The organism is Lentzea aerocolonigenes, from assembly GCF_000974445.1.
Taxonomy (GTDB): domain Bacteria; phylum Actinomycetota; class Actinomycetes; order Mycobacteriales; family Pseudonocardiaceae; genus Lentzea; species Lentzea aerocolonigenes.
Map to the genome: position 1 here is coordinate 121,709 of NZ_BBOJ01000005.1, position 16,092 is coordinate 137,800.

Here is a 16,092-nt window from a genome sequence, read left to right on the forward strand (position 1 = left end):
CGCCTGTGCGCAGGCGTGTATCGGCCCGGATCGGGTGAAAGGGTCAATGACAGCGGGCGAAACGGGCCGAGATCTGCTCTACCAGCTCGGACGCCCCTGCTCGCCGGGCTTCCTGGGCCAGCCAGCGGAGGTGGTCGTCGAACCGCGCGGACCGCAGGGTGGCTGCCGCTGCCAGGGCGTTCTCGGTGAACCCACCGGCTTTCGCGAGATCTCCGACGGCCAGGTGGTTGCGGGCCAACGCCGTCAACGCGATCGTGCGCGCGCGGACGAACCCCTCGTCGTAGGAGCCCACTTTGGTCGTGAGTGAGGCGATTGCCCGTTGTGGATCGTCGAGCGCGCGACGGTCTGCCCACGAGTTGTGCGCCGCCACGGACCCGAGCTGGAACGCCCTCAGTGCGTCGTCAGGTGCGTTGTGGTGCAGGAACATCCGGCCTGCCCTGGTCAGCACGGAGGCGATCAGCGCCTCGTTCTCGGCCTGCCGCGCCAAGGTGAGCGCGCGTTCGAAATGTGGCAGCGCGAGGCCGGGCAGGCCGCTGTCGAACGTGGTCCAGCCCGCCAGTTCCTGCACTTCCGCGACGGCCGTCCACATCGCCTCGTCACCGGCGAGGATCATCGGTTCGACCAGCGCGAGGTGCTCCAGCACCGCGGCCCGGCAAGCGATCCCGCCGTATTTCTGGTCCAACGCGCGCAACGCCTGCGTGCGCGCATGAACCGCTGACGGCGCGAGGAGTTGCATAGGCGCCGCGGGAGGCATCCAGTCGGAGACCGGCGCGCCGACCATGATCCTGGCCGCGTGCTCCAGGAAGCGTTGCCGTGCGGCGACATCCGACTGCATCAGCTCCGCGGCCTCGGTGAAGCCGTCGGCCAGGGCGGCCTCGCACCAGTGTGCGGCCTCCTCGGTCCGGCCGAGCGCGAACAACGCCTGCGCCAGCCGCAGCGCCGCGTCACCGACGTGCTGGTCGGCTGCTATCCGGAAGTGCACCGCCGCCTCCCGCGGGTTCCCGGCGCGTTCCGCGGCCTCGCCCAGGCGGTACACCCGTTCGACGGCCTCGTCGAACTCGAACCGGTCCAGCAGCTCACTCATCGGTGCCTCCGAGGATCCGCCGCAGCTCCGCCCGGCCGCGGGTGAGGTGCGTCCGCACGGTCGACTCGCCGACGACCAGCACGGAGGCGATCTCGCTGACCGAGTAGCCGAGCAGGTGGTGCAGCGCCACCACCTCGCGGTGCCTGGGGGAGAGCTCGCGCAGCGCGGACCGCACCGCCTCCACCTCGTGCACCTGCTCGGCGACATCAGGCACTTCGACCATCGGTGTTTCGTGCTGGTACCGCTGCTGCGCCCGGCGCATCAGCCGTATCGCGACCTTCAGCACCCACGCCTCGGGCTTGTCGTACGCGTGGATGTCGTCCCATCGGTGCCGCGCGATCAACAACGCGTCCTGTGCCACGTCCTCGACCACGCGGGTGTCCCCGGTGAGCGAGGTCAGCGTCCTGGTCACCACGGGCAGGCAGGTGCGGAAGAACTCGGCGAAGCCCTGATCCGGCTCCGGTGCGTTCAACGGCCTTCCCCTTCAACGTCCGCTCGTGGTGTTCACCGCCCTGAGGCGACCTTCACCGGTTACAGGCGTCGAAGCCAGGAAAGGCTGAGTGCAACACGCGTATTCACCCGTTCAGCCTCATATGCCGTGTGGTCAAGCGGTGACATCCACACACACGAACGACCCGGAAGAGCGAAAAATCCTCTGTGGACGGTTACTCGCCACGAACTGGCGATCTAAACCTGTATCCACGATCGAGGAACAAGTCTCACCTGACGTGGGACAAGCGTTTTACGGAACGCGACACGCGCAGCTGATCAAGCCGCCATTCATGCGAGACAAGTTCACTCGCACGTGCGACAAGCGCCTCTCGGTAACCGGGCAGACCTGCGGAAACGGTGGCATTTTCCAGATTCCCGCAGTGTGTTCCCGACCCTGCTGCCTAGGAGCGATTTCGTGAAACGACCACTTGCCGCCGCGCTGGCGGCGCTGGTGGCCGCCCCGTTCGCGGTCGTCACACCGACCGCGAACGCCGGCCCCGGCGACGGCAGTCTGAACGTGACTGTCGTGCGTGATGTCAACGGCAACGGCACGTATGAGGCCGCTCTGGAAGTTGGCGTCCAAGGCGCGGCCGTCCTGGTGACCGATCCCGCGGGCAAGACCGCGGCCGGGACGACGGACGCTCAGGGCAAGGTGACAGTGGGACTCGGCGCCGTGAGCGGCGGCAGGTACCGCGTGCAGGTGAGCCCTCCCGCGGGCAGCGTGCTGCAGCCCGCACCGGCAGGAGCCGGCCTGGAGAGCAACACGATGTTCGTGGACGTCTCCGGCGGCAAGACGGTCAACGTCATGACCGCGCTGTGGAACCCGGCCGACTACTGCCAGGCCAACCCGACGCTCGTCACCGGCTGTCAGCGGGCGACGCGCAAGCAGGACGGCAGCAGCAACGTCACCGGCTCCGAGCGGTCCCTGGTGACCTTCCCGTTCACCAGCCGCGGCACCGGCCCCGCGCCCGCGCAGATCGCGAACCAGGGCGCCACGGGCTCGGTGTACGGCATCGCGTACCGCAAGCAGGACAAGCGCATCTTCTCCGGCGCGTTCGCGAAGCGGCTCACCAACTACGGCAGCGGCAACGCCGGTGGCATCTACGTCACGCCCGCCGGCGGCGGCGCGACGACGCTGTTCGCCACCGTGCCGAACGCCGGCACCACCACGCACAACCACGCGAACAACTTCGACGGCGGTTTCGCCAACGTGGTCGGCAAGGAGGCGCTGGGCGACATCGACATCTCCGAGGACGGCAGCGAGCTCTACGTCGTGAACCTCGGCGACAAGAAGCTCTACGTCTACGACGCTGCGGTGGCGACCGCGGGCGCGCCGAAGGGTTCGTACGCGATCCCGTCCCCCTGCGCCAACGCGAACGACTGGCGGCCGGGCGCTCTCGGCGTCCGTGACGGCGTGGTCTACGTGGGTGGTGTCTGTTCGGGCGAGACGAGCCAGAACACCGCCGACATGCGGGCAGTGGTCCGGACGTTCAGCGGCGGCGCGTTCAGCGCACCCGTCGTGAACCAGCCGCTGAACTTCAAGCGCGGCACCGTCCTGTGGCAGGGCACGAACACCGACCGCTGGCTGCCGTGGAAGACCACCTACACGCAGCCGACGCCGACCGGCGGTCTCGTCGAGCACCCGGAGCCGTTGCTCACCGACATCGGTGTCGAGGCGAAGGGCGATCTCGTCCTGGCGTTCCGCGACCGCTTCGGCGACCAGGGCGGCAAGAGCCTGTCCCCGGCCGACGGATCGGCGGGACAGTGGGACACCGTCAGCGGTGGCGACCTCAACCGGGCCTGCCGCCAGGCGGACGGCAGCTTCGCCTGGGAAGGAACCTCGGCCTGCCCGAACAACAACACCGCGGCCAACAACGGCGGCGGCGAGGCCGGTGACGTGGTCGAGTACTACCCCGGTGAGTACTACAAGGACGCCAACGGCGCTCCGCACAACGAGACCGCGCAGGGCGCGCTCGTCGTCGCGTACGGCGAAAGCCGCATGCCGGCGACGGTGATGGACCCCACGGCGCTGAACACCGGTGGCACCGGCTGGTTCGACCGGACCAACGGCACCATGGCCGCCAACGGTTTCCCGAACGCCTACCAGATCAGCGACGTGAACAGCGAGGGCTGGGGCAAGGCGAACGGTCTCGCCGACCTCGAGGCGCTGTGCGACCTCGCGCCGGTCCAGCTGGGCAACCGCGTCTGGTTCGACACCGACGCCGACGGCGTCCAGGACGGCGACGAGCCGCCGGTTCCGGGTGTCAAGGTGACCGCGACGCCGTGTGCCGGTGGCGCGTCGCTCGGCACGAAGGTCACCAACGCGAAGGGTGAGTACTACTTCGGTGCCGCCGACGGTCTGAAGCCGGAGACCTGCTACAACCTCACGTTCGACCGCAGCGCGGTGAACGCGGGCGGGCTGCCGAACGCACCGGACGTCGCGAGTCTCAAGTGGACGGTCAAGGAGGCTGGACCGGACCGCGTCATCGACTCCGACGTGGACGCCGAGGGCAAGACCCAGGTCACCACGGGCAAGGCCGGTACCGCGGACCACACGATCGACGCGGGCATCAACGCCAAGGTCACCAACTCCCTCGGTGACTTCGTCTGGGTCGACACCAACCGCAACGGCCTGCAGGACACCGGAGAACCGGCCGTGCAGGGCATGACCGTCGTGCTGAAGAAGGGTGACGGCACGCAGCTCGGCTCGCCGAAGCAGACGGACGCACAGGGCAAGTACCTGTTCGACCAGCTGCCCGACGGCGTCTACAGGGTCTGCTTCGACCTGTCGAAGTTGCCCGCGCAGTACGCGGGTTACACCTTCACCGGCAAGGACGCGGGTGACGACACGAAGGACTCGGACGCCGACCCGGCGGACGGCTGCACCCCGACGACGACGCTGGGTGCCGCCAAGCGCGAGGACCTGACGCTGGACGCGGGCCTGGTGCCACCGAACAACTCCCTCGGTGACTTCGTCTGGGTCGACACCAACCGCAACGGTGTGCAGGACAGCGGCGAGCCGGGCGTGCCCAACGTGACGGTCAAGCTCGACACGGGCAAGACCACCACGACGGACGCGAACGGCAAGTACGTCTTCGACCAGCTGCCCGACAGCACGTTCACGGTGTGCTTCGACGTCAAGAACCTCCCGGCGCCGTACCAGGCCTACCTGGTCACTCGCCCCGACGCGGGCGGGGACGACGCCGAGGACTCGGACGCGAACGCCGAGGGCTGCGCGCCGCCGACGTCACTGGGTCCGAACAAGCGCGAGGACCTGACGCTGGACCTGGGCATCAGGCCGCCGAACGAGCTCGGCGACACGGTCTGGAAGGACGAGAACAAGAACGGTCTCCAGGATCCGGGTGAGCCCGGCGTTCCCGGTGTCACCGTCAAGCTCGGCGACAAGACCACGAAGACGGACGAGAACGGCAAGTACGAGTTCCCGAACCTGCCGGACGGCGAGTACACGGTGTGCTTCGACATCGCGAACCTGCCCGCAGCGGTGAAGGACTACGTGCCGACGACGCCGAACGCCGGCGACGACGGGAAGGACTCCGACGCGGACGTCTCGACCGGGTGCACGCCGCCCACCACGCTGAACGTGGACAAGCCGGAGGACCCGACGCTCGACCTGGGGCTGATCTCGCCGGTCAACCGCCTCGGCGACTACGTGTGGATCGACGTCGACAAGGACGGTCTGCAGGACGCCACCGACATCCCGGTCGAGGGCGTGACGGTGAAGCTGAGCACCGGCGCGACCACGAAGACCGACGCGCAGGGCAAGTACCTGTTCGACGACCTGCCGGACGGCGAGTACACGGTGTGCTTCGACATCGCGAACCTGCCGGCCTCCGTGAAGGACTACAAGGTCACCAAGCTGAACGCCGGTAGCGACGACGGAAAGGACTCCGACGCCGACCCGGCGACGGGGTGCGTGCCCGAGGTGACGCTGGGCGTCGGGAACCGCGTCGACCTGACCCTGGACATGGGCCTGGTCTCACCGCCGAACAAGCTCGGTGACCTGGTGTGGCTCGACAGCAACTCCAACGGCGTGCAGGACGACGGCGAACCCGGTGTCCCGAACGTCCCGGTCAAGCTGTCCACCGGTGCGAGCACCACGACGGACGCTCAGGGCAAGTACCTGTTCGACGACCTGCCCGACGGCAAGTACACGGTGTGCTTCGGCCCGATGCCGGACGCGGTGAAGGACTACTTCTTCACCAAGCCGAACGCGGGCGACGATGACGCGAAGGACTCCGACGCGAACGTCGACACCGGCTGCACCCCCGAGGTGGAGCTGGGCATGGGCCAGCGGGAGAATCTGACAGTCGACGCCGGCATCCACGCGCCGATCAATCTGCTCGGCGACTTCGTGTGGATCGACGCCAACAAGAACGGTCTGCAGGACGAGGGTGAGAAGCCCGTGGCCGACGTGACCGTGAAGCTGAACACCGGTGCCACCACGAAGACCGACCAGTACGGCATCTACCTGTTCCGCGACCTGCCGGACGGCGAGTACACGGTGTGCTTCGACCTCAAGAACCTGCCGGCGGCGGTGGCGGACTACACCGCCACCAAGCGTGACGCGGGTGATGACCTGAAGGACTCCGACGCCGACCCAGCCACGGGCTGCACGCAGCCCGTGCAGCTCGGGGTGGACAAGCGCAAGAACCTGACGCTCGACCTGGGTCTGGTCGCACCGCCGAACAGGATCGGTGACTTCGTGTGGTCCGACACCAACCGCAACGGCGTGCAGGATCCGGGCGAGCCCGGCGTTCCCGGTGTGCCGGTCAAGCTGGTCGACGACAAGGGCAAGCCGGTGGGCGAACCGGTGAAGACCGGTCCCGACGGCAAGTACGAGTTCCCGAACGTCCCGGACGGCACCTACAAGGTGTGCTTCGAGATGGGTGCTCTGCCCGGTCAGTACGCCGGCTACGTGGCGACGAAGCCGAACGTCGGCGACGACACCAAGGACTCCGACGTCGACCCGGCCACCGGCTGCACGCCGCCGGTGAAGGTCGGTGTCGGGAAGCGCGTCGACCTGACCCAGGACCTGGGTCTGGTGCCGCCGACCAACCGCGTTGGTGATTTCGTCTGGTACGACAACAACTCCAACGGGGTGCAGGACGCCGGCGAACCCGGTGTGCCGGACCTCCCGGTGTTCCTGCAGGACGGCAACGGCAAGCCCGTCTCCCAGAGCAAGACCGACAAGGACGGCAGGTACCTCTTCACCGACCTGCCGGACGGTGAGTACAAGGTCTGCTTCAACGCCGATCCGCAGACGGGCCTCGTGGCCGGACGTGAGCTGACCAAGGCGAACGCCGGTGACGACGGAAAGGACTCCGACGCCGACCCGGCGACCGGATGCACCCCGGTCGTCAAGCTGGGCAAGGACAAGCGCGTCGACCTCACCCTCGACGCGGGTCTGCTGCCGAGGCCGCCGGCACCGTCGCTGGCCAGCACCGGTGCGGCCGTGTGGGGCCTGCTCCTGGCGGCGTTGACGATGATCGCCGGTGGCGTGTTCCTGCTGCTGCAGGGCAGGCGCCGGCGCAGGACCTGATCCGTCAGGGAAGCAGATGGCGGAAGGCGTCGACCAGCAGCATGCGCTGCTGGTCGACGTCCAGGCCTTCGTCGAGCTCGTCGTCCGCGCGGAACTCCTTGGTGTTGAAGGGACCGCGCGGGCCGAACGACTCGACGCGCACAGCGATGTCGACGAGGTCCGACGTCAGCTCCACGACGGACTGGTCGTCCGGGATCGGGTCGTTGTGCTGGTAGAGCTCGTAGGAGAACCGCATCCCGATCGTGCCGTCGAACGTGGCCTGCTCGGTGGGCAGCTGCATCGCCTCGAACACCGCCCGGTAGAGCGCGGCGCCGGTCAGGTGCAGCGGGGTCATCACGACGTGCGTGACGCCGAGGTCGTGGCTGCGCACCGAGATCGCCGCGGTCGGGCCGTCCGGCGTCGGCGGCACGGGTTGCGGGAACACGGGGAACTCCGACTTGCGGTCCGCGCGCCACGTCGCGACCAGGCGGTCGGCCGCGTCCACCATGTCGATGTGCTTGCGCGGCGCGAGCAGCGGCGGCAGCGGTTCCTCGTCGAGCCGCACGATGAACAGGAAGGCGCGTCGGCGCGTCATCTCGAGGTTGAACGCCGCCGTCCACTCGTTGGTGACCCACTCGCGTTGCGGGGTGTTCGCCGACCACAGCAGCACGTAGTAGTCCGAGGTGGCCAGCGCCTCGTCGATCGCGGCGACCACGTTGCGGCCGGGTGCGATCGCGCTCTCGTCGAGGTACGCGTTGACGTTGCGCGCCTCCAGCTCGGTGCGCAGCTGCTCGGCGTGCGGGCGGTCCTTGCCGGCGAACGACAGGAACACCTTGGGTCGGGTTTCGAGCGGCACGGGGTCTCCGTCCTTCCTGAGTCTTCTGCGGAGCGGGCCCGCTGTGGTCTGGATTCCTGCGTCGCCGTACAACGACCAGCACGCCCAGTCGGCGGGGTGCTGGTCGGAGACTTCTCTGAGCGCGTGCTGCAACGCGCGGTCGCGCGGCAGTCTGGCCAGGTTGCGGTCGAACGCGTCGAGCACCTTCCGTGCTGCCTCGTCCTCGGCCTTCCACCGCGCCGCCACGACCGCCGCCGCGCCCGCGGTGATGGCCGAGCGGACGAAACCGACCTGTTCGTCGCGGCCTCGTTGCTGGGCCATGCCGGACTCGCAGGCACCCAGCACGACCGTGCCGCACGCGCTGAAGTCCAGCTTTGCCAACGCTTCCGCGGACACCCGTTCGTCACCGAAGGTCAGCCACGACTGGTCGGGGTCCACGCGGTCGTGTGTGCCGTGCGCGTCGATGCGGATGCGTTGGAAGCGATGTTCCCCGAGGACGGTTTCCAGCTCCGCCGCTGAAGCGAACCTCTCGCCCGGTGTCGTGGCTCTGCGCAGCAGGGAGTCCGGGCTGAAGATCGCCGTCCGGTCACCGCGCTGCCCGCGGGAACGCCGGTGCAGCGGGGAGAGGGCGGACAGGCACGGCAGACTCGACAGCGCGTGGGTGAGGCCCAGGTGGTGGGTGGTGCCGGGGACGGGGAGGCCGACGAGCGGGACGTCGGCGAGGACGTCACCGGCCACGACGGCGATCCGGGTGATCTTCGGTGGTAGTGCCCCGATGACGTCGTCCAGCGCGATCAGCCCGGCCAGCTCGGTGAGCAGCGCACCGAGGATCGCCGGGTTGTAGTGGGGTTTCCACGCCTTGAGCCGGCGGATCGTGTCGGTGAGATCGCTGATGTGGACGTCGGTCGTCAGGTGGACGGTCCGGCGGCCGATGATCACGTGGTGGAGCTGGTCCGGTGTCGCGTGCATCATCCACACGACCTGGTCCCGGGGGAGGTGCCTGGTCGTCCTGCGCAGCCAGCGCCTGGCCGCGCGGAGGTCGGTGAACCTCGGCAGGGCGCGGGGTTCGGTGAGGATCGTGGCGCCTCTGGCCGCCTCGACGGCGACCACCAGCCCTGCCAATGCTTTCGGGCCGCTGCGCCGGACGCGGCGGACGGCGGCGAGCACGCGGCCGTCGTGTTCGTCGGGGGCGGCGCGCAGCATCCGGAGCTTGACGCTCGGGCTCTCCTGGTGGTCGGCGACGTCCTCTTCGAGGTGGTGGGACTCCGTCCAGTACCGGGCGGCACCGTCCTCGTCGCCGGCGTCGGCGCACGCGTCGCCGAGTTTCCGCAGTGCCAACGCCTTCAGTTCGGCATGGGCCGACCGGTTCACGGCCTCGTGGAAGTGGTGGAGGGCGTCGTCCAACCGTCCCCTGGCGTGGGCGAGCTCGGCCGAGGTCAGGTGCCAGAGCGCGGAGTTCCCCTGCCCCAGCATGCCTTCCGCCGCGATCAGCTCGTCGTCCGCGATCAGGCGGCGCACGTGGTCGAGGTGGCGTTCCACGCTGAGCGTGCGCGTGGCGTCCGGGAGCTTCGAGATCACCTCCGGGCCCGCCGCGGCGACCAGCAGCGGGAAGAGCTTGCGCGCCGCACCGGCCTGCCGGGTCAGCACGAGCAGGACTGTCAGCTCGTACACGACGGCGAACCTCAGCGCGGACTCGATCTGGAAGCTGGTGACGCACCTCGTCATCAGCACCAGCGCTTCCTCGTACCGCAGCTCTCTCCTGAGTGCGGCGGCCCGTTGCAGGAACTCCGCGGGGGTGTGCGGGGTCCTGTCGTCGATCTTCGGGACGTGCGTGCCCCTGCGCACGTCCAGCAGGAGCCGGTCCCTGCCAACGGTTTCGAGGTGCTCGGTGCGTCCCGCGCGGCGGAAGTGGCGCTCGGCGGCGTCCAGTTCGCTTTCCGCGGTGGGGTAGTCGTAGCGGTCGGCGGCGGCCAGTGCGGCGACGCGGGCGAGTTTCGCCTGTTCCAGTTCGGTGAGCTTCAGCTTCCGCAGCTCGCGCACGTCCTGGGCCGCGCGGGCGTGGTCCGTCGCGGCACTGCGGATCTGGGCTCTCAGCACGCGCAGCGACGTGTCGTTGCTCTCGGCCAGGTACTCGTCGCAGCGCTGGGCGGCTTTCGCGACGGCGCCGAGGTTGAGCAGGGTGGCGCAGTGGTCGTGGGCGACGATCGGGCTGATCTTCGCGGCCTTCTCGTAGGCGAGGTCGACGCCGAGCACGTTGCCGCGCAGTGCGGCGGAGCGGGCGGCCTTGACCGCCTCCGCGAGGGGCGTGCCCGGCTCGATCTCCATCAGTCCCCGCAGCCCCGCGCGTCGTCGTTCTCGTGGCAGATCAGCAGGATGCGGGCGGCCGGGCCGTTCGGTGTCGCGGGGCTGGACGACGGGGCGGCGGAGTTGAGGGTGATGACGATGTTCAGGCTGGTCGGCAGGCCGATCCGCGGTGGTGCGTCGACCCGGATCCACTCGGCGTCGCGGTGCACGCGCACGTCGGCCGGAACCGCTTGCTGCTGATCCGCGCTCACCTCCCGGACCGTGACGGTCATGTCCTGGTTCAGCGCGTCGGCGGCCACCGGACCGTCCTTCGTGGACAGCGTGGCGCGGAAGCTCTCGTTGAGGTAGATCGTGGTGCTGGGCGAGTTGAGCACTTCGCTCATCGTGAGTTTCCTGGTGCTGACGCGGTGCAACGACGACTGGTCGACGTGGATCGCCTTGCCGTCGGTGACGCGCATGGTGGCCTTGCCGCCGAGCGCTTCGAGGACCCTGGTCGACCACTGGTGTCCCGGTGGACTCAGGAAGATCTCGTGCCGGCCGATCATGGCGCCGATGTCGCCGAACCGGACGGCCTGCAGCAGCCCGTTCGTCTCGGTGCGTGTGGCCAGGACGTGCGCGATGTCGCTGAGCATCGCCGCGCCCTCCACCTCGCCGTTGTGGCCCAGTAACGGATCGGAGGTGGCGACGGTGACCTGGTTCCCGTCGACGTGCAGCTGCGAGCTGCGGCCGTCCGGCGTGCGGACCTGGATCGGGGTGCCGGTCGGTGGTGCGTTGCCGAACTCCGCGATCGGAGGGCCGTCGCGGGTGGGCTTCAGCGTCATGAACTCGCCGGTGGGCGGCGCGCGCGGGTTGAGTCCAGCGAGCAGGTGGCTGACGATCCCCCGGCCGTCGGGCACTCCCGCGCGGACGGTGAAGGTGTCCGCCGGGGCGTCCGGGCCGATCGTGAGCCACGGGTCGTCCTTGCCTCCGACGCGGTGCTGCGTCTGGCCGTTCGCGTCGCGCTGGCTGTAGAAGACGTTGTCGTTGAGGGACTTGCCGCGCTGCAACGGTTGCAGGGCCTGGACCATCCGGTTGACCACACCCTTGGCCCAGCTGAGCGAGATGAACGACCGGGTCTTCTCCGCGACGAGCGTGCCGAGGTGGTTGCCCTGGTAGTCGACGCGGTAGTCGATCCTGGCCCGGTCGGCCTTGAGCGTGGTGGCGAGCTGGCGGACGTTGGTCCGCATGACCTTCAGCTCGCCCAGCGGGACGACCTGGCGGCCGGACGCGGTGGTCTTGACGGTGGCGGTTCCGTCGGCGGTGTTGATGGTGCGTTCGACCTTGTCGACGACTTCGCGTTTGGCGACGGTGACCTCGGTGATCTTCCCGTTGCCGTTGTCGAGCGCGGAGGTCTCGTCCTTCGGGCCCGCGCGGCGGACGGGTTCCGGCAGGTCGGCCCGGAAGCCGTCACCGGTCCTCGCGATTCCGTCGCCGAGCGAGACACCGCCCCGCACGTGGTAGAACCCGCAGTCCTTGAACGCCTTGGACGGCTTGGTGAGCACGGCTTCCTGCGTGGCCGACGGCGGCTGCACGGGCCGGATGTCGCCGCGTTCCTTGAGATCCTGATGGCGGGTGTACCAGTCCGTGAACCTGAGGTCGGTGGCGGGTTCGGTCTCGGGGAGGCGTTTTCCTTTGCTGGCCAGCCATTCCAGCGCGCCGCTCCAGCGCATGATCTGGTCGAGCCGCGCGTACTGGGCCTCGTGGTCGGCGACGCTCTGGTAGTGCTCGTCCCACCAGCGCAGTCCTCTGCCGAACGCGTAGGAGGGTTCGACCTCGCCTTCCGCGCCGTCCGAACGGGAGAAGAGCCGAGTGGACTGGGCGCCGATGGACGCCTTGTCGCCGTTGAAGGAGAACGCCTTGTCGTTCTGGCCGAACCAGAGCCTGCCGGACTCCTCTCCCGCGCTGGTCTCGCAGTGGCTCGGCGGCGTGGCGGCGTTGCTGTCGGGCACGAACCCGCTGATCGTCGGGACGCCGTCACCCACACCGTCGACCCACTGCTTGGCGATGAGGTCGGTGTAGAACAACGTCATGCCGACCTCGGTGCCCGCGATGCCGCCGTCGTAGCGCGCCTCGTTGTAGAGCGGGTGGTTCGTGATGTGGTTGAGCATCGTCCACAGGTCGGTGCGGTCCGTGGGCAGGCCGGCTGCTTTGAGCTTTTCGCTGGAGACCTCGTCGAAGACGCCCGCTTCGACGAGCGCGGCGTCGGCCTGACCGTCGAGGAGCAGGTCGACGGTCTGCTGGGGGACGTTCTTCAGCACGGCCCGGACGTCTTCCCGGGTCGGGATCTTCTTCGGCGGGTCGAGGGAGAACCCCGGCTGCTCGTGCCTGCTGTAGGCGCGTTGCAGCACGGTGATGTCCTGGGCGGTGACGTCCGGTCCCGGCCAGTTCCAGCCGCCCGCGTGCACCTCGCCGTCGCGAATCTCCAGCGTGGACAGGTGTTTCGCGGCGGAGAGGAATTCGTCCAGCTCGTCGTTGATCTTTTTGGTGATGTACCCGTTCCGGGTGCGGAAGTCGTTGGCGCTCTGCGGGTTCTCGTCGGTGATGACGATGGTGTGGTCGCGGATCTCGTACCGGTGGACCTGCACTTGCGCCGGATCGCTGCCGGTGTCCGTGCGGTGCTGATCCAGCAACAGACCCGCGGTGCGCTTGTCGTTGACGTCGTCACGCGGCACGAGCAGGTGCAGCGTGTCGCCGTGGAAGAGCGCCCTGCCGGGCCCGGTCGGTTGCCTGGCGAGGTCGCTGAACCCGTTGTCCCTGATGGGAAAGGTGTCGAAGAACGCGTCACGCATCCCACCGGTGTCCACGTCGAGCCGCGCGGCCAGCCCGAAACGTGCCCAGTCCCTGATCTGCTCGCGTCGCTCGGCCTCGTCGTCGCCGAGCGCGCTCTCCGCAGCCGCGAACGACACGACAAAACCCTGCTGCTGCCGTTGCGCCCCAGCCTCATCAGGCAGAAGCACGACTACGATGCCCGCAGCCGCGACAAGCACGGCCACGGCCAAGGCGATGAGAAGCGTTCGTTGGCGCATGGACGATCCTCCGTGCGTCGCAGATTAACGATCCAGACGGCCCACAGATCGTTTGTCCACTTTCTGTCAACGAACTGCCCCAAACGATCTTGTCGGTGCTCCTCGGCACACTGGATCCACCACCGATCCGAGGAGACCACCATGTGCTGGGACTGCGACCACCCCGCCGACCGCGCGGAAGAACACCTGGCCACCCTGCGCCGCTGCATCGACGCGCGAGGCTGGGCCGTGCAAGCGATGGAACGACACCGAGCCCACCCGCCCTGGGCCTACACCGTCGGCCTGACCCTCCGAGGCCTGCCGGAACTCGTCGTGACGGGCATGGCGGTCCTCGAAGCGGGCCGCCTGCTCGACGACACGGCCGAACACCTCGTGCACAGCTGCGTCCCTCTGCCCGGCCGTCGGTTCGGTCTGCCGGGAGGCCCGCTGCTGGAGGTGGTGAAGGTGGCGCGGCCGTGGGCGCACCTGCTGGTGTCCGCGCGGCTGTTCGGGGAGGGAATCCAGGCGTTGCAACTGGTGCACGCGGACGGGGCGGGGCGGTGGCCTTGGGAGCGCGACTACGTGGGGGTGCTGGGTGGGCAGCCGGTGCTGGGGGTGAGGGCCGCGCCGCCGTGAGCGGCTTCGGCGGGGGTGTCGTGCGGGTATCGGCGGGTAGGTCCCGCGGCATTCGCTGGTTGCGTGTGGAGGCAAGGTGTCGTCCGGCGGGCGCGCCGAGCCCCCCGGCCCCTCAGACGGCTCTACGCCGGCGATCGCCCTGGCCCGTGGTCCGGCAAGGCCCGCAGTGGCTCTCGCTCACCACCGAACCCGCTTCTCGCCCGACCGACCTGGGGCCCGCTACCTCAATCGACCCCCGCTCTGCACCTCGGCGGGTCCGCGACCCCCACCCCTTCACCCCACCGACCGGCTGATCCGCTCCCCAACCTGCCGCAGGTGCTCCACCAACTCCCCAGGCCCGTGCACCGTGAACTCACACCCCACCAACATCAGCCGAAACGCGAGGTAATCCACTGTGTCCTCAACGCTGTGCCACACGCACGACCCGCCATCGACCGCCACCAACTCACCCGCGAAGTCAGCCAGCCGAACCCGAGCCACCTCCACCGGCAGCCGCAACGTCACGTGAGCCCGATACGTCGGCCCCGTCTCGTACATCTTCTGCGCAACGTACGAAGCCGCGTCTCCACCAGGCGGTGTCCGGCCTGAGAACCGTCCCCCGGTGGCCACCGCCGCCGAGACGCGGTCCAGCCGGAAGATCCGCCAGTCGTCCCGATCCAAGTCGAAAGCGAGGAGGTACAAGCGCCGCCCGAGCGCTACCAACTGAACAGGCTCGACATGCCGCCGAGACGTCACGTTCGAGTGCGCCACGTACGTGAACCGCACCCGTTCACCACCATGCGCCGCGCCGGCGATCACGGTGAGCTGCACGGGGTCGACCAGCGCGTCGAACGACGCCGCGGACGGTGCGGTGGCCGACGTCAGGGACGACACGCGGCGGGCCAGCCGGGGTGGCAGGACCTGTTGCAGCTTCGCCAGTGCTCGCAGCGACGCCTCGGCTATGCCCGCCACCGGTTGCCGGGCGGCGGTGCGCAGGCCTACGGCGATGGCGACGGCCTCCTCGTCGTCGAGCAGGAGTGGTGGCATCGCCTTGCCCGCGACGAGCCGGTACCCGCCGAGCACGCCCATCGTGGACTCGACGGGGTAGCCGAGGTCGCGCAGCCGGTCGATGTCGCGCCGGACCGTTCGCGTCGTGACGTCGAGGCGGGAGGCCAGCTCGCTGCCGGGCCACTCGCGGGGTGTCTGCAGCAACGACAGCAGGCGCAACAACCGGGCGGCATCACTCACACCAGAAACGTACCCACGAACTAGGACCGAAGCGGTCCTACATGGTTCATACGGTCTTTCTCAACGACCAGAAGGAGAAGACCGATGAACGTCGTCCCCGAGGGCTACCACACCGTCACGCCGTGGCTGATCACCGCAGGCCGGACCGCAGAGCTGATCGACTTCATCACGGCGGTGTTCGACGCGACCGAACTCGGTCGCGTCGGCGAGTCCCCGAACATCGGGCACGCCGAGGTCCGCATCGGCGACTCGGTCGTGATGCTCTTCGACCACCCCGGCTGGCCGGGCACCCCGGCGTTCCTCCGCCTCTACGTCGCCGACGACGCCGAGACGCTCGGGCGCGCGGTCGAGCGCGGCAGCAGGGTCGTCACCGAGCCGACCGAGATGTTCTGGGGCGACCGGGTCAGCAGGTTCGCCGACCCCTTCGGCAACCTCTGGTGGCTGCACCAGCGCGTGGCCGAGCCGTCAGCAGAGGAACTGGCCGTCCGGATGCAGGACCCGAAGTTCAAGAAGGCCATGAACTACGTGCAGAGCGCGGACTTCACTCCGCAGAGGTGAGCCAGGCCGAGGTGCTCCGGTGCCGGCCGAGGCCCACGGCGTCGAACTCGTCGTGGTGCTCGCCCTTCTCCACGCCGAGCCGCCGCAGCGCGAGCGAGATCGGGGTGACGTCCGGCGCCGGGTCGTCCTCCTCCAGCACCAGCGGTCCGAGCACGCTGCGGCCCTGCTCCCAGACCTGCGCCCGCTGCGAGCCCACGCCACCGAAGAACTCGGCGTCCACGAGTGCGACGGGTCCGCGTGAAGACCACCCGGCAACCACGCTCTCCAAAGGCGCCTCGGGCAAGGGCAGCAGCACAAGCCCCTGGGTCAGTGGCACGACCCGATCAGCGTCCAGAACGCCGGAACGCGCGATGACGGCTCGAAGGGTGTACAT

9 protein-coding genes are annotated in these 16,092 nt (G+C 69.0%); 3 read left to right on the forward strand and 6 right to left on the reverse strand.

The features are described from left to right. Positions 1–43: 43 nt before the first annotated feature. Positions 44–1,084 (reverse strand): tetratricopeptide repeat protein, encoded by a 1,041-nt coding sequence (locus AOM45_RS11295; protein WP_030467429.1) that lies wholly within the window; start codon positions 1,082–1,084, stop codon positions 44–46. Continuing rightward, positions 1,077–1,556, reverse strand: coding sequence for a sigma-70 family RNA polymerase sigma factor (locus AOM45_RS11300; protein ID WP_051783271.1), 480 nt, complete (start codon positions 1,554–1,556; stop codon positions 1,077–1,079). The genes AOM45_RS11295 and AOM45_RS11300 overlap by 8 nt, the downstream gene beginning before the upstream one ends. A gap of 435 nt (positions 1,557–1,991) precedes the next feature. Here AOM45_RS11300 and AOM45_RS11305 point away from each other — a divergent pair, with 435 nt between their 5' ends. Continuing rightward, positions 1,992–7,136, forward strand: a complete 5,145-nt coding sequence (locus tag AOM45_RS11305) for an SdrD B-like domain-containing protein (RefSeq protein ID WP_030467427.1) — start codon at positions 1,992–1,994, stop codon at positions 7,134–7,136. Positions 7,137–7,140: 4 nt separating this feature from the next. Here the strand turns inward: AOM45_RS11305 and AOM45_RS11310 are convergent, their stop codons facing one another. Together AOM45_RS11310 and AOM45_RS11315 are read right to left on the reverse strand one after the other, a co-directional pair. Then, positions 7,141–10,275, reverse strand: coding sequence for a TIR domain-containing protein (locus AOM45_RS11310; protein ID WP_030467426.1), 3,135 nt, complete (start codon positions 10,273–10,275; stop codon positions 7,141–7,143). Then, positions 10,275–13,319 (reverse strand): hypothetical protein, encoded by a 3,045-nt coding sequence (locus tag AOM45_RS11315; RefSeq protein ID WP_156093803.1) that lies wholly within the window; start codon positions 13,317–13,319, stop codon positions 10,275–10,277. Before AOM45_RS11315 ends, AOM45_RS11310 begins: the two co-directional genes overlap by 1 nt. A 141-nt stretch (positions 13,320–13,460) precedes the next feature. Between AOM45_RS11315 and AOM45_RS11320 the strand changes: the two genes are divergently transcribed. Continuing rightward, positions 13,461–13,934, forward strand: a complete 474-nt coding sequence (locus AOM45_RS11320) for a DUF4262 domain-containing protein (RefSeq protein ID WP_030467424.1) — start codon at positions 13,461–13,463, stop codon at positions 13,932–13,934. A 273-nt stretch (positions 13,935–14,207) separates the two neighbouring features. On the opposite strand, the gene AOM45_RS11325 is transcribed toward AOM45_RS11320, so the two are convergent. Then, positions 14,208–15,161, reverse strand: coding sequence for a helix-turn-helix transcriptional regulator (locus AOM45_RS11325; RefSeq protein ID WP_030467423.1), 954 nt, complete (start codon positions 15,159–15,161; stop codon positions 14,208–14,210). 84 nt (positions 15,162–15,245) lie between these two features. Here AOM45_RS11325 and AOM45_RS11330 point away from each other — a divergent pair, with 84 nt between their 5' ends. Then, a complete protein-coding gene (locus AOM45_RS11330) occupies positions 15,246–15,719 on the forward strand; it encodes a VOC family protein (RefSeq protein ID WP_030467422.1) in 474 nt (157 codons plus the stop codon). Here AOM45_RS11330 and AOM45_RS11335 read toward each other — a convergent pair. After that, on the reverse strand, positions 15,703–16,092 hold the full coding sequence (locus AOM45_RS11335) for a hypothetical protein (protein WP_030467421.1): 390 nt from the start codon (positions 16,090–16,092) through the stop codon (positions 15,703–15,705). The genes AOM45_RS11330 and AOM45_RS11335 overlap by 17 nt on opposite strands.